Source organism: Cloacibacillus sp., from assembly GCA_036655895.1.
In the GTDB taxonomy this organism is placed as follows: Bacteria; Synergistota; Synergistia; order Synergistales; family Synergistaceae; genus JAVVPF01.
The window spans coordinates 1-16571 of sequence record JAVVPF010000020.1 but is presented as its reverse complement, the minus strand read 5'-3'; the positions used below and the strand labels follow the sequence as shown (position 1 = coordinate 16571).

Genomic DNA, 16571 nt, shown 5'->3' with positions numbered 1-16571 from the left:
TTTCCCGATCCCCGCCGCCCCGTTTTATTTTTATTTTACGCTAGCGGGCTGCGCCGAGCAGCACCTTCGCGTAATTCTTTCCCTCTTTATACGAGCGGTCCATGATCTTGGTATCCTCAAGCACGGTTCCAGCGACCGCGGAGCGCAGATGCCCGATAAACTCCATGCCGGTAAAGTCCGCTACGGACTGGATGACGTAACCTACGATATCCGCGCCCGGAAGCGGCAGGTCATGGTGGTGGTTGTCAAAGTACGTGGTGATCAGATAGATGCCCTTGCCTTCAAAATATTCGCGCGTCTTGTAGCCGTAGAGCCGGTCGAGGAATATTTTTGTAAGCGAAGAGGCGCCCGTCCACCAAACCGGGGTGGCTAGCACAAGCGCGTCGGCCTCTTTTATCTTGTTCATGACGGAACGCATCGAATCATTATAGACGCAGAACTGCTTTTCGCCGCATTCGCACATATCGCAGGCGTCACAGGGATGGATATTCTCCTCCTGGAGATGGACCACCTCTACCTCCGCTCCGGCGGCTGCCGCCCCCGTTGCGAACTGAGAGAGAAGGATGGCCGTATTTCCGCGCAGACGCGGGCTTCCCTGTATTGCAAGTATTTTCATATTGAAAAATTCCCCCCTAGGAGTTATGTTTAACGCACATTCTTTAACGTTTAGGAGGCACTCTCATGCCCTTAGTGAATATTGGAACATTTAACATCAACTCTGTCAAGAGCCGCCTGCCAATTCTGGAGGCGTGGCTTGCAGCAAGCGGCGCGCCGGAGATACTTGCATTGCAGGAGACAAAATGCACGACCGCGGACTTTCCCGCGGCGGCCTTTGAAGCGCTGGGTTATAAATGCGCCGCAGGCGGCATGAGGCAGTACAACGGCGTGGCGGTGCTGTCAAAAATCGGCGCGCCGGAGGAGGTTAGATTTGGCTTTGAGGACGGGCTAGAGACGGCGCGTGCCGAAGAAGAGGCGCGCCTCATGCGCGTAAAAATAGGCGGCATAAACATCATCAACAGCTACGTGCCGCAGGGCCAGAGCGTGGAAAGCCCCGCCTACGAAGCGAAGCTGCGGTTTTTTGAAAGGCTTGCGCGGCTCGTTTCCCGGTGCTACAGGCCGGACGAACTTGTACTGTGGGTGGGCGATATGAACGTCGCGCCGCTTGATATAGACGTTGCGCCTGAGTACGGCCTCCTTGACGACGTGATGACCAACACCGAAGTGCGCGCCGCCTACGGCGATGTAATGAATTGGGGCTTCACAGATCTTTTCCGGCGCTTTCACAAAGAACCAGGCAGCTACAGCTTCTGGGACTACCGCGTACCAAACGCCGCAAAGCGCAACATCGGCTGGCTGATAGACAGAATGAACGCAACGGCGCCCCTTGCTTCGCGCTGCCGCGGCGTTTGGATAAAAAGGTCGCTTCGCATGATGGAAAAACCGTCGGACCACACAGCGGTCATAGGAGAATTTGAAATCCCGGAGCGCCTTTAGCTGTAGGCGCCGTTAGAGCTTCACGCCGCCAAACCGACGCCACAGCCCCGTCTTATAATAAACAACGTCAAACGCGAGCATCAGCAGCCAGCTTGCGGCGTAGGCGTACCAGACGCCCGTAGGGTCCGGGATATAGAAAAGAAAAAGGTCGATAGTGGCGATGCGGAAGGCAAATTGTGTCAGCAGCGAGACAACCAGAGGAAAGAGCGTATCGCCGCAGCCGCGAAAAAAGCTCTGCCAGACGACGGCCAGCGCGTAAAAGATGTAGCATGGGACCGTTATATTTATACATCTGCGGGCGGCGGCAACCGTCGCCTCGTTTGTCGTAAAGAGCGCAAGCAGCGCGCCCGATGAAAGCAGCAAGGCGGCCGCAAGCCCGACGGAAAGCACCGTCATCATAACGAGCCCCAGCCTAAGCCCGGACATGACGCGGTCCTTCTTTCCCGCGCCGTAATTTTGCGCGATAAAGGTCATAACGGCAGCCCCGAAGCCGTGTATCGGCAGCAGCAGAAAGCCCTCTATGCGCCCGACGATGCTCCGGCCGGCAATTACCGCCACGCCGAATCCGTTTATCCTGTTTTGCAGCACCATGACGGAAATTATCATAAGCGCGTCCTGAAGCCCCGTCGGCAGCCCCATGCCCACGATGCGCCGCAGCATCCGAAAGCTGAAGGAAAGCCCGTGCAGACGAAGCCGAATGACGCTCTTTCGTCTGTTCATATATATCACGCAGCCGGCAAGCGCCGCGCTCTGCGAAATGACGGTTGCCACCGCAAGGCCCGCCACGCCAGCGTCAAACCGCGTCACAAAAAGCAGGTCGAGCCCCAGGTTTAAGATAGTGGAGCAAATGAGCATTTCAAGCGGCGTTCTGGAATCGCCAACCGCGTTCAGAAGCCCCATTATGACTGAATAACCAAAAATCGGCGCCATCCCCGCGCAAAGGATGCGAAGATAAACGAGCGTGTCGCCGTATATCTCAGCGGGCGTAGCAAGAAGCCGAAGCAGCGGAGCGCTTGCAGCAAGTCCGCTCGCCGTACAGACGAGGCCGCCGAGGCAGAAAAAAACGAACGAGGTGTCGACCGCGGAACGAACCTGTTCATCGCAGCCAGCACCAAAGAGCTGCGAAAGCACGATAGAGGCTCCGTTTCCGATGCCAGCAAAAAGCACCATTATAAAGAAGACGCACATAGAAGAATTGGAGACTGCGGCAAGTGCGCCGCTGCCAAGAAAACGCCCTGCGATGAGCGTATCCCCAAGCTGATAGAACTGCTGGACGACGCCCGCCGCGATTATCGGCGCGGCAAAGGCCGCAATGCGCGCAAGCGGCCTTCCTTCGGTCATGTTTATCTCTTTAGCCGCCATTTCCACGCCCCCAACTCGCACAGCGCCCTCTGCTTTTGCAAAAAATCAAAGAAGGAGACGACGCGCACGGAAATTTTAAATTCTTCCGCGCTTACTAAAAGAGAAGGGGCGCAAAAGCCCCCTCTCAACTTTTTAAGCTCCCACTTGCGGCAGGGTCCTCCAACTTTTTAAGCTCCCACTTGCGGCAGGGTCCTCCAACTTTTTAAGCTCCCACTTACGGCAGGGTCCTCCAACTTTTTTAACTCTGATTAATATTATACGTTAATGGAAGCCGCTGTCAACAAACGCAGTACTTATCTTCCGCTACTACTCTCTGCCGCGTTGACACGTATGATGCTGCGTAACGTTCTCATGCCGCCCATTCATTGCGGCGCGGCGAACCGTTGTTCCACGCCCTTTTGTTCTCTTCTGGTCGCAGACGCCCCGGCCGGCTCTTGTGCGTCATGCTATAATAAACGGCGCTGGACCTAATTTCTTAAGTGGGGATAAAACTATGCCTTATGACAATATAGAGATAAAGAACGCCTTTGAGAACAACCTTCGCAACGTCTCGCTTTCCATTCCTAAAAAGTGCATAACTGTATTTACCGGGGTCTCTGGCTCTGGAAAATCGTCGCTCTGTCTGGACACCATCGCCGCGGAGTCGCGGCGCGAGCTGAACGAGACCTTCCCCAGCTTTGTGCAGCAGTATCTGCCCAAATACGGACGTCCCAACGCCGAGGGCATCTTCAACCTGCCGGTGACCATCGTCATCGACCAGAAGAAACCGGCGCTCAACACTCGCTCCACCGTCGGCACCTATACGGACATCTATTCCATTCTGCGCCTGCTCTTCTCACGCGTAGGGCGTCCCTTCATCGGCTATTCCGACTCTTTCTCGTTCAACCATCCGGCGGGAAAATGCCCGCGCTGCGACGGAATAGGCGTCGTAAACGACCTCGACATCCACAAGCTGGTGGATTTCAACAAGAGCCTGAACGACGAAGACACCATACATTTTCCCACCTTCGGCTACGGGCTGTGGCGCTGGAAGCGCTACGCCTACAGTGGACTCTTCGACCTTGATAAAAAGATACGTGACTACTCGCCGGAGGAGCTTGAACTTTTTCTGCACTCTCCGCAGATAAAGCTGAAAAACCCTCCCTCAAACTGGCCGAAGACGGCGAAGTTCGAGGGCATCTTTCCGCGCATGTACCGCAGCATCATCACGACTAAGGAGGGCAAGCGCTTCTCGCACGTTCTGGACAAGATGGTGGATAGCTTCCCCTGCCCGGAGTGCGGCGGCTCGCGCGTCAACGAAAAGGTGCGCAACTGCCTCATCAACGGCAAAAATATTGCGGACGTTACTGCGATGCCTATACCGGAGGCGCTTTCATTTGTAAATTCGATAACCGACCCGCTCGCAGCAGACATAAAGCGCGAGCTTTCCCGGCGGCTGGGCGCCCTCGTGCAGATAGGGCTCGGCTATCTCTCGCTTGCGCGAGGCACGAGCACGCTCTCCGGCGGCGAGGCGCAGCGCATCAAGATAGCTAAATATATAAATTCTGCGCTTACGGACATGGCCTACGTGCTGGACGAGCCAAGCGTCGGGCTTCACCCGAAGGACATCAGCCTGCTCAAAAATTCGCTCTGCTCGCTGCGCGACCACGGCAACACCGTGCTCATCGTGGAGCACCACCGCGAGGTGATAAAGCTGGCGGACCACGTAGTAGACATGGGGCCGGGCGCGGGGAGCGCGGGTGGCATGATAGTCTACGAGGGCAATTACGACGGGCTGCTTGCCTCAGAGAGCGTAACGGGGCGGATGCTGAAGAAAAAAAGTCCGTTCAAAGACGAGCTGCGAACGCCTGCGGGCTGGACTCAGGTCGGCCCGACCTCGCGGCACAACTTAAAGAATGTAAGCACGCAGCTGCCGATGGGCGTCATGACGGTTATAGCTGGCGTCGCAGGCTCCGGCAAAAGTTCTCTTATGGAATCGTTCCAGAGACAGTGCCGGGAGGAAGTGATTTTCATAGGCCAGCGGAACATCGGCATCAACCTGCGTTCAACTCCGGCCACCTATCTTGACATTGCGGACGACATTCGCGCGCTCTTTGCCTCGGCAAACAAAACGTCGGCGTCGTGGTTCAGCTTCAACTCCAAGGGAGCCTGCCCCGCCTGCGGCGGTTCCGGGATGATAGTCTCCGGCATGGCCTTTATGGACGCCATAGAGACCGTCTGCGATCTCTGCCGCGGCAAGCGTTATTCACAGGAGGCGCTTGCCTTCTCATACAACGGCAAAAACATCGCTCAGGTGATGGACATGACGGTGGATGACGCGTGGGAATTTTTCAAGGGACTGCCGCTTTGCGAAAAACTCTCTTCGCTGCGGCGCGTGGGCCTCGGGTATCTGCATTTGAACCAGTCTATGACGACGCTTTCCGGCGGCGAGCTGCAGCGCGTTAAGCTGGCGTCAAACTTAAACCGACGCGGCACTATCTTCGTCCTCGACGAACCGACGGACGGCCTGCATCTGGACGACATAAAAACTCTGATGAGGCTCTTCAACGAAATGACCGACGCCGGCAACACGCTCTTTCTCGTCGAGCACAGCGTCGATGTGATGAAGGAGGCCGACTGGATTCTGGAGCTTGGCCCCGGAGGAGGAGGCGCTGGCGGCTGTATACTCTACGCAGGAACACCGCGGGGTATGCTTGAATGCGAAGCCTCTGTCACCGCACAATATTTACGCGAGAGCCTGCCTCTGTAGCGCCACGGCGAAAACAGCGTCCCGCCATCTTTATTCGACAATTTACAAAACCGCCTTCCGGTGCAGTGGAAGGCGGTTTTTTTATGGGCCGCGCCTGTGCTGCTGGCGGCGGCTGTTCTATCTCTTATATGCAGAGCTTAGTGAGTTTCTTTTGCCTTGAACTCTTTATAGATGCGGCGCGCGGTCGGCGTCTTTCCGAGGCCGCCGAAGGTGCATCTGAGGTCGAGCGGGAGTTGGAGGCCTATCTGGTACATCGCGGCTATCGTCTCGTCCAGAGGGATCACCTTGTCGTATCCGGCAAGTGCCATATTCGCGGAGGCTATAGCGTTTGAGGCGCCCATGACGTTTTTGCCAAGGCACGGCACTTCAACGCGGTTTGCGACGGGGTCGCAGGCAAGACCGGTTATGTTTTGCAGCGCCATCGAGGCCGCGTCGACACACTGGGCGGCGTTTCCGCCCATCAGTTCGACAAGGCCGGCCGCCGCCATGCCGGAGCCAGCTCCGCATTCCACCTGGCAGCCGCCGACCTCCGCCGCGAAGGTGGCGCTGTTTGCTATGAATATGCCGATAAGGCCGGCCGCAAGCATAGCTTTCGTGATCTCTTCTCTCGTCTTGCCAAGAGCAAGCCCCACGCCGAGCAGCGTTCCGGGCAGACAGCCGCAAGAACCCGCCGTAGGCGCCGCTACGATGACGCCCATTGAGCTCTTCGTCTCCATGATCGCAGTGACCGATTTTATCGCGCAGTTGAGCAGGTCGCAGGGAATGAGGCTGCCGCTGTCTTTTGCCTTGTCTATCAAAAAGGCCTGCGGGCCGAGTATCCTGTCCTCAAACGAAGTGCCTTTCAGCCCGTTGTTCAGCGCGCCCTCCATTATCCCGACTATCTCTTCCATCTTCGCAAGCACCGTCTCTGTGCTGATGTTTCCGCGCGCAGCCTCATAGGAGGCGGCAAGCTCCCACATGCGCAGCGCCGCGTCGTTCTGCTTCAGCATCTGCGCCGCTTTTGTGAAGGGCACGGAACAACCGCCGTATGACAAAACCGGAAGCACGGGCGCTATAAAGAGCGGCTCTTCCGCTCCAGCCGCACCAAGCTTTTCGCGCAGGCAGCTGCGGTCGGGAGCCGCCGCGTATTTCAGGTCGTATAGAATTTTGTCGTCTTTTTCGCTGATGTCTATCTGGTCGGGGCTGACAGCAAGCGCGGCTATCGCCTCGTCCATCATTGCGCGCGCCGACGCGCCGGCCTCGGCCAGCACCTCATAGTAGTCGCCCGCAATGGCAAGAGAAAAGCCGTTGTATCTCTGCATCTCTATCATCCCGCCGCCGACAGAGACGCCCTCCCAAAGCTGCCGCCTGCCCGAGGCGCCGGTCAGCTCCATGCGGTAATTGTTCGGGTGCTCCGCGCCGTAATCAAGAACGTTGAACAGCACCTCGACGCCAGCCTCTTCCGCGAGGCGCGCGTAGTGATGCACGTCCGCGTCGGTGATGGGCTTGCCCAAAATGCCGCAGATGAAGCCCATGTCAGTGCCGTGCCCGTCGTGCGACGCGGCAAGCGAGCCGTTGACGTCAAAGTCCACGGAAATCTTTACAGGCTTTTCGCCAAGCGCGTCCTTTACGATAGCGCCGATCCTCGCGGCTCCGGCCACATGCGAACTCGACGGCCCGCGCATCACGGGGCCTATCACGTCGTTAAAAATACTTGCAGGAACTTTTTGCATTATCCACTCTCACTCCCAGCCTGTCAGGCTATATTTTCCGGTGCTACAGTTCCAGTCCGATGCCCGCAGCCGCCGCCTTCTCGTATATCTTTGAGGCGAATACTATGTCGAGCGTCGCAAAGCCGACCGTTTTCATGATCGTTATCTCAGACGCCGAGGCGCGGCCTTTGAGGTCGCCGTTTGCAAGCGCGCCGAGCTCGCCGTCTATAGAGCTCAGCGAGAACCTACCAGCCTTGTGCGGGATGAGGAAGTCGCCAGCCTCGGCGAGTACGGCCTCTTTGTTGTCCACAAATATCCGGCTTGCGCGGTGCAGCACCACCTCGTCAAGTTCGCGCTTTTCAGGCAAAAAGACTCCGACCGCGTTTATGTGTACGCCGTCTTTGACGCAGTTTCCATCAAAAACGGGAACCGCGCTTGTCGTCACAGTTGTTATTATGTCCGCGCCGGAGGCCGCCGCCTCGGAGGATTTCGCCGCAATCAATTTTACGCCGTAGCGTTCCGCAAGCGCGGACGCTCTTTCGATAAAGTCGCTCATGCGCTCCGCGCTCTGGTCGTAGATGCGGTATTCTTCTATTTTCCTTACGGAAAGCACCGCCTCCATCTGCGAAAGAGACTGGCCGCCCGTGCCAAAAAGCGCGGCAATCTTTGCGTCGGGGTTTGAGAGCAGTTCAGAGGCAAGGCCCGATACGCCGCCCGTGCGCATCCTCGTAAGCTCCGTCCCGTCCATTATTGCGCAGACCTCGCCGCTTTCGGGAGAGGTAAGAATGACGGTGGCCGATATGGAAGGCTTGTTGAGCTTCATATTGTCCGGGTATGTCGAAACTATCTTGATGCCGGCCTGACGCGGCCCTTTAAGGAAGGCGGGCATAAACGATGTGATGGAATTTGCCGTCACATGAAAGTTCGTCCTTGTGGGAAGCTCCGCTCCGCCTTCGTTCTGTATCAGGAAGGCCTCTCTGTCGCTTTCGATGGCGTCGCGCATTGTGCATACTTTTTTGATGTCGTCCGAAGTTAAATAAAGCATAAAATTCCTCCATCATATTATTTTCGTTTTTTCTGTCGTGGCTGCGGCGAATATATTTCACGCAAACCGCGTGTTCGTTCTGTAATTTCTCTTTTCAAAATATCTTTTGTCCCTTATACTTAACAGACATCAGTTATCTGATAAGTTGTATTGTAAATTGACGGCGGATTTTGTCAAGCCCTTTTGAAGCGGCTATATTTTTATTATTGGTGGCGTCACGCACAGCGCAGTTGCTATTATAATGATGCAGAGAAATAATTTTTGAGGTGAATCGTATGGAATTAAAAAGAGAACGGACGCTTTCGCAGCTTGTTCTTGACAGCATACAGAAATCGGTGAGGGACGGCGAGTTCAAGCCGGGACAGCTTCTTCCGTCGGAACGCGAGATGTCGGAAATGTACGGCGTCGGAAAATCCAGCATCCGCGAGGCTATCAAGATGCTTCAGGTGCTTGGCGCCGTCGAGTCCGCGCAGGGAAAGGGAACTTATTTAAGAGAGTCGCTCGGCTCCGAGATAATGCGCCCCGTGCTGCTTGACATGATGCTCCAGCGTTCGACTGCGGAGGAGCTGTACGAGTTCCGCCTGATGTTCGACACCGCCTATATGCGCCTTGCCGCACAAAAGGCACAGCCGCAGGAAAAAGAGGCGGCTCGCGCGGCCTTTTTGAAATATAAGGAACGTCAGGAAAACGGTCAGGACGAAGCGGACGCCTGCGACCAGGAATTTCACGCGGCAATGCTTTGCGCGACGCACAATCAGTTCATCATAAAAATGGGCGAGCTGATAATGGACCTCTGCCGCCCCTACGTTGAAAAAAGCAACACGATAGCCGACGCCGTCGTGCTGGAAAATCACGAAAAACTGCTGGAGATCTTCTGCACCGGCAACACGGAAGGGCTTGACGAAGCCGTCAAAAATTCTCTTCTCGTCTTCCGCCACACGCTGGACACCGAATATAACAATCAGGGCCGCAGGAACTGACGCCCACACCTTAAAACCGCTCCTTCACGTTACGCTGAACCGTTCGCCTTTCTCCGTTCTAAATGCTGCGGCCCAAAAGCGCAAAGAATGATAAAATAGGCACATTGAACGCAGCGTGACAGGCTTAAAGGAGCACATAAAATTGAGTGAAAACAGACAAATATATTTAATGAGACACGCGCGACCGGAGCTGCCCTTTGGCGGCCGCGTCTACTACGGACAGACGGACTACCCTCTCTCCGCGGACGGCAAAACCGCGGCGGCAGCGCTCGGTTCGGCGCTTGCTGAGGCGGCGGGATTTCTTTTTCGCGCGTCTACACAAGCGGCATGTTGCGCGCCAAAGAGACTGCCGCGCTTGCGCTGCCAGGTTTTGCCGCGACGGAGGTGCCTGCCTTTCGTGAGATAAACTTAGGCGAATGGGAGGGACGCGGCTACGACGAGGTGCGCACAGAGTTCAAAGAGATATACGAAGCGCGCGGCGCGAAATTCGCAAGCGTGGCACCGCCCGGCGGAGAAAACTTCATCCAGCTGCAGCAGCGCACCGTTCCGGCCTTTGAAGAGCTGCGCGCCGCATTTCCCGGCGAGAACCTCATGATAGTCGCGCACGGCGCTGCCATCTGGAGCCTCATGGCGCACTATCTGCGGCTTGATTTGAACGACATGTTCTTTTTCACGCAGGATTACTGCGGCATCCACATGCTCGAAGAGCGCTGCGGCCGGCTGCGCCTGCTAAAGTACAACTGGACGCCCGCGCTTGATACAACACATTAAATCGACCGCGAAGAGGGGATCGAAATGAGCAAAAAACGCGGCGGCATAATAACGCTGCTGGTTATAATAATAGTCGTGGCGCTGCTTGCGGGAACGGGATATTTCGCAATGGGAGCCGTGAAAAACAAAAACGCGCAAGACGGCATAGCGCTGCTTGAACGCGGAGACTACACGAGGGCGGCCGTTTGTCTGGAAAAGGCAAACCGCTGGTCGCTTCGCCCAGACGCTGCGATACTTTTCGCGCTCGGCACGGCGCGGCTCCACCTTGGAGACAAAGCTGAGGCGCGCGACAACTTTGAAAAGGTAGTCTCAATAGAGCCGAAAAACGCCGAAGCGCGCTACCGCCTTGGCAAACTCTATATCGCGGACAAAAACAACGAGGCCGCAAAAAGCGAGATAAAGGCGCTTCTGGCGCTCGACACCGAAGAGGCGCGCGGATACGCGCAGGAGCTTAAAGAATCAATGCAGACCGGCGCTGTGAAGGGCTTCTTCAATGAACTCTTCAAGAAGATACTGCCCGGCGTGCCCGACGTGCTCGGCAACATCATGCCGGAAGAAGAAAAAGAAGGCGGCTCCGGGGGCAACTGACGCGGCGCGCACATAACTGTCTGAGCTACGACAAAGGGAGATGCGAATGAAGATAAAACACACTGCGGCATCGGCGGCGCTTGCGCTCCTTGTGACCTTGATATTGTCGGCCGCGGCCTACGCCGCCGCGCCAAAAACCATAAACACCGCAAAAGGGCAGCTCCACAAAGACTACTTCGCCATCCCGGTATCCGTCGCGCCAAAGGCTGGATACGCCTTCGCAAAGACGGAGGGCGGCGTGGCCGACGCCGCAAAAAAAGTTTCGCTTGAAGCCGCGGCCATCAGTATGCCCTTCGACAAACTGCTTGCGGAAATATCCGCCGGCTGCCTCAACAAACAGAAAATGTCCGTCAAATCGCGCTCCTCGTTTATCTGGAACGGCGACAGGGCGGAGCTTCTGAAGATATTCCAGACAAGCGGCAAGCTCACCATAGGAAAATGGGTGCTCGTCGTAGACCGCGGTGAAAACCTCTGCTGGATGATAAGCGGGCTATACGACGCCGCCGACCAAAAGACGGGCGAAACGGTGCTTGCCATGATAAAAAGCGCGTGGTGGACGGGCAGCGAGGCGGAAACGCTCTCGCCTCCTCTTCTTGGAAGCGTCTCCACAGCGCGCACGCCGTTTAAAATAGCCGGCTTCCGTCAGGGCGCGCTAATCTACACAAAAGACGGCTCCATACCGACAAAAGAGGCGGATCAGGCGCTCTTTGTCATCTCCAGCCTTCAGCGAAGCTGCGCCACGGCTGAAATGCGCGCTGAATTTGCGAAGAAAAACATCACCGAAGTCGAGCGCGACGCGAAACTGGAAATAATATCCCAGTCCGCGGAGACGATAGCCGGACTTCCCGCGGTAGTCACAGTCGCCTACACAAACGGCGCGCCGCAGTCCCTCGTCTATCAGGCGGCGCTATTTAAAAATTCAAGCGTAATCATGCTAGTAGGCATCGCAAGGCAAAATACCGCAAAAAATCTGGAAATTTTCCACAAACTTACCGCCTCCTATAAAGAGGATTAAGCACAAAATATCACTCAAAGCCACTAAACATGAACGGAGTGATATACAATGAAAAAAATAATTTCCACGGCGGCGGCGCTATGTCTGCTTTTTGCGCCCGCATCAGCCGCCTGCGCCGCGCCCGTCTACGACTACTATTACCATCACAACCGCGATGACGGAGGCGACGGTTGGAAATCGGCCGCGATAGGCGCCGGCATAGGCCTGCTGCTTCGCGCCATCGCAAACAGTTCAAGCGCGCAGGGAAACAGCGCCATGATGCGCCAGTCTCAGAACGCAATGCAGACGGAGGCCGACAACCAGCAGAGCAATATTGCGCGGCTCATCTCGCGCCAGGGGCCGGCTCATGCGATGCAGACGCTTGTAAATTATTGGCGCGGAGCAGGGCAGAGCGCCCTGCTCACCGAGGGACGCCCCATCTCCATACTGAGTGTAACCGGCTTTCCGCAGCAGCCGCAGCTTGCCATACGATATACGATAAACGAGGCGACAGACGGCGTCACAGTTGTCATCTCAAACCCGTCGCTTCAACAATCCGCTGAAAGCACAGGAACCTACGCGCTGCCCTTCGGATACGACCCGTTCTCCCATGATTTGACGCAGGCCGCCCGCTAAAAAATAGTGTATACTTCTCTTACGAGATACTTGAAATCAAGATGATCGAGAGAGGAGACAGATAAATTTGAAGATAAAACTACTGGCGCTTATTTTGGCGCTGACGCTGGCCACAGCCGCCGCGGCCGCCCCGCCTCCCCCCGGTTACGGACACGGCCCTGGACACGGGCCAAATCCGGGCCACGTGCCGGGATGGGGGCCTCCACCGCCTCCTCCAAGAATGTACCACGGTCCGAGGCCCGCTCCGCGCTGGACGCCCCCGCCGCGGCATTACTACTACGGCGGCCGCCACTACGACAGATGGTACGGCTATGACGACGGCTGGTTCGCCGGCGGCCTTGGCCTTGGCATCCTCGTAAGCGCAATGCTCAACAATCAGGCGCAGATGCAGGCGCAGGCCGACGCTCAGGCCAGAGAACAGGCCTACGCGCTGAAAATGTCGCAGGTAAGCTCCGCCGCCACAAACATAGCCTCCCAACAGAGCGCGCACGTCATGCAGATAATCTCGCAGGCGGGGCCCGACCAGGCGCTGGCCGACCTCAACAACTACTGGCACTCGCAGGGACAGGCGACATTCCTCGACGCCCGCACGCCCGTCAGCGTACTGAAAGTGGCCGGTTTTCAGCAGGACTTGACGCTCGTCTACACCGTTGACAGAACGACGAACAACGTCACAGTGAGCGTCCTATCGCCGCAGTACAACATCACGCAGACGAGCACAGCCCAATACACGCCGCCCGCACCAGTGCTACCCAAAGAGACCTCGAAGCTCTTAGGCTTCACACTGACAGACGACGCGCGCAGCCCCGAAGGCTTTCTCATAGTGCAGTCGCTCGTTCCAGCCACAGCCGCGGCCTACGCCGGAGTGAAAAACGACGCCGTCCTCTATAAAGTTGACGGCAACAGCACAGCCCAGGTGAATGTAGCGCAGCTCAACGCCTATCTGCAAAACCGCGCCGCCGCAAACGCGATAGTCGCCGTGACCTTCTCCGACAACGGAAAGCAGAAGACCGCCAACATCAAACTTTAGCAAAATGCTCAAAAAGATATTGCGAAAGGGCGGCACTTCGTGCTAGACTAATCTGCGTGCAAGCGGACCCGTAGCTCAGCTGGATAGAGCGACTGCCTCCTAAGCAGTAGGCCATCGGTTCAATTCCGGTCGGGCCCGCCATAAAAAAACAAGCAACAGCAAGGCTTCGCAGCAATTCGCGGGCCTTGCTGTTTTTTATTATCACAACTGCCTTTCTCTGGGGGCGCATATAGGGTGCAGAAAAATCAAAATATCCTTTGACGACCGCCCCTGTTTTTCTTTTTCATAATTTCTGTTTTCGTTTGTGCTGCGTCGCGCTGCATTTAGAGGAAAAATATTCGACGCCTCCGATATTGCCGCCATTATTTAAAAAAATACCTTTTACTAATCTTCCAATATAGGTTATGCTCATAGAGCAAAATAAAACCACTGTGGATGAGAGGGGCTTGAGCGCGCACACTTCCTTTCCTGACAAACTTTCGGACGGGCGGCATTAGTGGAATCATAATCCAGTATGAGGAGGGGTTCTCTATGGACGTCGGAAGATTTGTGCTTACAGTGGGAATGTCCGCGGTGGCGGGAATTTGCCTGATTTTTTCCCTATATATGTCAAAAGCGGTCTACTTTAACAACAACAACTAAATGCCAGACAATGCAGCGCGAAGGCCCCTCACCACGGGCCTTCGCTTTTTTTTATCCGCAAACTCCGCATTTTTTCGCCTTTATCTTTTATGGAAAATAGGCTAACATTATCTTACGCAATTTACGCAAATCTACCATGACGGAGGTATCGCAATGGACAGAAAGGTAAGAATCGCTCAGTACGGATGCGGAAAGATGAGCAAATATCTGATGAGGTACGCACAGGAAAAGGGCGGGCAGCTTGTCGCCGCCTTTGACATGAACCCGGCGGTCATCGGACATGACGTCTGCGAGATAACTGGCGGCGCGCCTACAGGCGTCATCATCTCCGACGCGAAAGACGCCGACCGCGTGCTGAAAGAAACGCGCCCCGACGTCTGCGTCATCGCCACCAGAAGCACTATGAACGAGCTGAAAGAACCCTTCTCGATATGCGCGAAGAACGGCGTCAACGCGATAACCACATGTGAAGAGGCGCTCTTTCCGTGGAACTCCTCACCCGCCGTCACACAGGAACTTGACGAGCTGGCCAAGGCAAACCAGTGCACGCTATGCGGCAGCGGCTACCCCGACCTGTTCTGGGGCACGCTCGTTTCAAACCTCGCGGGATCGTCCGCCGCTATAACGAAAATATACGGCGCAAGCAGCTACAACGTTGAAGACTACGGCATAGCTCTTGCCGAAGGGCACGGAGCGGGGCTTTCGCCAGAGGAATTTGACGAAAAAATCGGCGCCTACAACAAACTCTCCTCCGACGAAATAAAGAAACTGGTGGAAAGCGGCGCCTACATCCCGTCATACATGTGGAACCAGAACGGCTGGCTCTGCGCGAAGCTGGGCCTCACGCCTACGTCGCAGACTCAAAGGTGCGTCGCTACGACGCACGACGGCGATCTGAAATCGTCCACGCTCGGCATGACGGTAAAATCCGGCGACGCGACGGGAATGCGCGCCATCGTCACCACAGAGACGAAAGAGGGCGTCGTCATTGAGACGGAGTGCATCGGCAAAGTCTACGCGCCTGATGAATACGACGCCAACGTCTGGACGCTGTTCGGCGAGCCGGAGACGACTGCCGTAGTGAACCGCCCAGCCACCGTTGAACTTACATGCGCCACGATAGTCAACCGCATCCCTCAGCTTATAGACGCAGCTCCGGGCTATGTGACGACAGACAAATTCCCCGACAACGCCTATATGTCAAAACCGATGAACGAATATATAAAAAGCGTCTAAGGGACTAAGACGGCGATCCGGCAAAAATAAAAAATAACGACAGTAAGGGGCCGCTTGCCGCGGCCCCTTACTGTCGTTATACCTGTTATGCGCATTCTTCGCCGCGTGGCCGTCGTCAGCTTTTGCCGTGAAATACCGGCGCCCGCTTTGCAAAAAACGCATCTATACCCTCTTTACAGTCGGCGCCTACGATAAGCTGCGACTGGGCGTCCTCCTCCAAAAGGAGAGCTCCGTCCAGCTCCGCGCAAAGCCGCATGTTCAGCATACGCTTGCTGGCGGCAGAGGCAAGCGGAGACTGCGCCCCAAAACGACTCACCAGCTTTCCCACACATTCGGCAAGCCGCGCATCGTCCGCCACCTCTGTCACTATACCGAGCGACGCCGCCTCCTCGGCGGACAAAACATCAGGCAGCATCATAAGGCGCTTTGCCGCCGCAAGCCCGACAAGCTTCGGCAGAAGCAGGCTACCGCCGCAGTCGGAGATGAGCCCTATCGCAGCAAAGGCCTGAGTGAATTTAGCGCCGCGCGCGGCACAGATAAAATCGCAGGCAAGCGCGATATTGAAGCCGGCTCCCGCCGCGGCGCCGCCCACCATCGCTATATAGGGCTTTTTGGAGGACAAAATGGCGGACGTTATCTTTCCCGCGCCGCGCACATAGGCCTCGGCCTCCTCCACACGCTCAAAGCCACGGATTGTGGGAAGGTCGCCGCCGGCGCAAAAAGCGCGGCCCTTTCCGCATAGCACCACGACGCGCACCTCATCATCGGCCTCACAGCGCGCAAGCGTCTCCAAAAGCGTGGCGATCAGCTCCGGCGTCAATGTGTTCATCCGCTCCGCGCGGTTTAGAGTAACCCACGCCGCAGCCTCTTTTTTCTCAAACAAAACAGGCGCTTCCATCATAAAAAGCCCTCCTTCGTCATTCTGAACTGCTTCTATGTGCCTTTATATTATACTGGGACTTTTAGAGACCATGGCGATTAAATTTCATCATAATAATTTAATATTCTTAATCACGACGCCTCTCGTCATATTTTACTGTAAATTATTACCAACTTTATTGCATTCATAATTTGTCCATTAGGTACAAAATTTTAAAGAAGGATAGATATAGGTTTTTGTGCTCCTTTCTTTTATAGTGAGAACATTCCTTGGAACGTTCTTTCTTTTGGCTGCAGCAGATGAAAGCTTCCGAGAATCAAAGAATTTGAACGGGAGGCATTAAGGATGGATATGAGCTTTAGTAATAATTTGCAATACTTGGCTGTGTTTGTTTTATATTTTGCCTGTTTCATCGGATTTGGAATATATCAAGGAAGAAAAGTTCAAAATGAAGAAGACTACGCCATAGGTGG

The 16571-nt window shown here is 55.6% G+C and carries 14 protein-coding genes and 1 tRNA gene; 10 read left to right on the top strand and 5 right to left on the bottom strand.

From position 1 onward, the window contains the following. Positions 1 to 40: 40 nt before the first annotated feature. The gene (locus RRY12_07725) at positions 41 to 616 is read right to left on the bottom strand and encodes a flavodoxin family protein (protein MEG2184548.1); all 576 of its coding nucleotides are present in this window, start codon (positions 614 to 616) and stop codon (positions 41 to 43) included. Between the two features lie 65 nt (positions 617 to 681). On the opposite strand from RRY12_07725, the gene xth reads away from it, so the two are divergent. After that, positions 682 to 1494, top strand: a complete 813-nt coding sequence (xth, locus tag RRY12_07720) for an exodeoxyribonuclease III (GenBank protein ID MEG2184547.1) — start codon at positions 682 to 684, stop codon at positions 1492 to 1494. 12 nt (positions 1495 to 1506) lie between these two features. Here xth and RRY12_07715 read toward each other — a convergent pair whose 3' ends face one another. After that, positions 1507 to 2856 (bottom strand): MATE family efflux transporter, encoded by a 1350-nt coding sequence (locus RRY12_07715; GenBank protein MEG2184546.1) that lies wholly within the window; start codon positions 2854 to 2856, stop codon positions 1507 to 1509. A gap of 493 nt (positions 2857 to 3349) precedes the next feature. Between RRY12_07715 and RRY12_07710 the strand changes: the two genes are divergently transcribed. Next, entirely contained in the window at positions 3350 to 5605 is a 2256-nt protein-coding gene (locus RRY12_07710; protein MEG2184545.1) for an excinuclease ABC subunit UvrA, read from the top strand. A gap of 137 nt (positions 5606 to 5742) precedes the next feature. On the opposite strand, the gene RRY12_07705 is transcribed toward RRY12_07710, so the two are convergent. Both RRY12_07705 and RRY12_07700 read right to left on the bottom strand, forming a co-directional pair. Continuing rightward, positions 5743 to 7317: an L-serine ammonia-lyase, iron-sulfur-dependent, subunit alpha gene (locus RRY12_07705; GenBank protein MEG2184544.1), complete on the bottom strand. Its 1575-nt coding sequence runs from the start codon at positions 7315 to 7317 to the stop codon at positions 5743 to 5745. 43 nt (positions 7318 to 7360) lie between these two features. After that, positions 7361 to 8341: an ornithine cyclodeaminase family protein gene (locus tag RRY12_07700; GenBank protein MEG2184543.1), complete on the bottom strand. Its 981-nt coding sequence runs from the start codon at positions 8339 to 8341 to the stop codon at positions 7361 to 7363. 275 nt (positions 8342 to 8616) lie between these two features. On the opposite strand from RRY12_07700, the gene RRY12_07695 reads away from it, so the two are divergent. The 8 genes from RRY12_07695 (at position 8617) to RRY12_07660 (ending at position 15218) form a co-directional block, all read left to right on the top strand. After that, positions 8617 to 9321, top strand: a complete 705-nt coding sequence (locus tag RRY12_07695; GenBank protein MEG2184542.1) for a FadR/GntR family transcriptional regulator — start codon at positions 8617 to 8619, stop codon at positions 9319 to 9321. Positions 9322 to 9618: 297 nt separating this feature from the next. Next, positions 9619 to 10092 carry a histidine phosphatase family protein gene (locus RRY12_07690; GenBank protein MEG2184541.1) on the top strand — a complete coding sequence of 158 codons (474 nt, stop codon included), beginning with the start codon at positions 9619 to 9621 and terminating at the stop codon, positions 10090 to 10092. Between the two features lie 24 nt (positions 10093 to 10116). Continuing rightward, complete coding sequence (locus RRY12_07685) at positions 10117 to 10680, top strand: tetratricopeptide repeat protein (protein ID MEG2184540.1); 564 nt, start codon at positions 10117 to 10119, stop codon at positions 10678 to 10680. 46 nt (positions 10681 to 10726) lie between these two features. Then, positions 10727 to 11695 carry a hypothetical protein gene (locus RRY12_07680; protein ID MEG2184539.1) on the top strand — a complete coding sequence of 323 codons (969 nt, stop codon included), beginning with the start codon at positions 10727 to 10729 and terminating at the stop codon, positions 11693 to 11695. Positions 11696 to 11743: 48 nt separating this feature from the next. Continuing rightward, the gene (locus RRY12_07675; GenBank protein MEG2184538.1) at positions 11744 to 12310 is read left to right on the top strand and encodes a hypothetical protein; all 567 of its coding nucleotides are present in this window, start codon (positions 11744 to 11746) and stop codon (positions 12308 to 12310) included. A gap of 67 nt (positions 12311 to 12377) precedes the next feature. After that, positions 12378 to 13340, top strand: coding sequence for a hypothetical protein (locus RRY12_07670; protein ID MEG2184537.1), 963 nt, complete (start codon positions 12378 to 12380; stop codon positions 13338 to 13340). Positions 13341 to 13404: 64 nt separating this feature from the next. Then, positions 13405 to 13481 (top strand) — tRNA-Arg (locus RRY12_07665). Positions 13482 to 14135: 654 nt separating this feature from the next. Further along, entirely contained in the window at positions 14136 to 15218 is a 1083-nt protein-coding gene (locus RRY12_07660) for a dihydrodipicolinate reductase (protein ID MEG2184536.1), read from the top strand. A gap of 115 nt (positions 15219 to 15333) precedes the next feature. Here the strand turns inward: RRY12_07660 and RRY12_07655 are convergent, their stop codons facing one another. Then, positions 15334 to 16119 carry an enoyl-CoA hydratase/isomerase family protein gene (locus RRY12_07655; GenBank protein MEG2184535.1) on the bottom strand — a complete coding sequence of 262 codons (786 nt, stop codon included), beginning with the start codon at positions 16117 to 16119 and terminating at the stop codon, positions 15334 to 15336. Positions 16120 to 16571: the final 452 nt, after the last annotated feature.

Excerpts from the sequence above, each read along its gene's own strand:
- RRY12_07675 (MEG2184538.1), top strand. The coding sequence starts at position 11,744 with ATGAAAAAAATAATTTCCACGGCGGCGGCGCTATGTCTGCTTTTTGCG.
- RRY12_07660 (MEG2184536.1), top strand. The coding sequence starts at position 14,136 with ATGGACAGAAAGGTAAGAATCGCTCAGTACGGATGCGGAAAGATGAGC.
- xth (MEG2184547.1), top strand. The coding sequence starts at position 682 with ATGCCCTTAGTGAATATTGGAACATTTAACATCAACTCTGTCAAGAGC.
- RRY12_07685 (MEG2184540.1), top strand. The coding sequence starts at position 10,117 with ATGAGCAAAAAACGCGGCGGCATAATAACGCTGCTGGTTATAATAATA.
- RRY12_07725 (MEG2184548.1), bottom strand. The coding sequence starts at position 616 with ATGAAAATACTTGCAATACAGGGAAGCCCGCGTCTGCGCGGAAATACG.
- RRY12_07710 (MEG2184545.1), top strand. The coding sequence starts at position 3,350 with ATGCCTTATGACAATATAGAGATAAAGAACGCCTTTGAGAACAACCTT.
- RRY12_07715 (MEG2184546.1), bottom strand. The coding sequence starts at position 2,856 with ATGGCGGCTAAAGAGATAAACATGACCGAAGGAAGGCCGCTTGCGCGC.
- RRY12_07695 (MEG2184542.1), top strand. The coding sequence starts at position 8,617 with ATGGAATTAAAAAGAGAACGGACGCTTTCGCAGCTTGTTCTTGACAGC.
- RRY12_07705 (MEG2184544.1), bottom strand. The coding sequence starts at position 7,317 with ATGCAAAAAGTTCCTGCAAGTATTTTTAACGACGTGATAGGCCCCGTG.
- RRY12_07655 (MEG2184535.1), bottom strand. The coding sequence starts at position 16,119 with ATGATGGAAGCGCCTGTTTTGTTTGAGAAAAAAGAGGCTGCGGCGTGG.
- RRY12_07700 (MEG2184543.1), bottom strand. The coding sequence starts at position 8,341 with ATGCTTTATTTAACTTCGGACGACATCAAAAAAGTATGCACAATGCGC.
- RRY12_07680 (MEG2184539.1), top strand. The coding sequence starts at position 10,727 with ATGAAGATAAAACACACTGCGGCATCGGCGGCGCTTGCGCTCCTTGTG.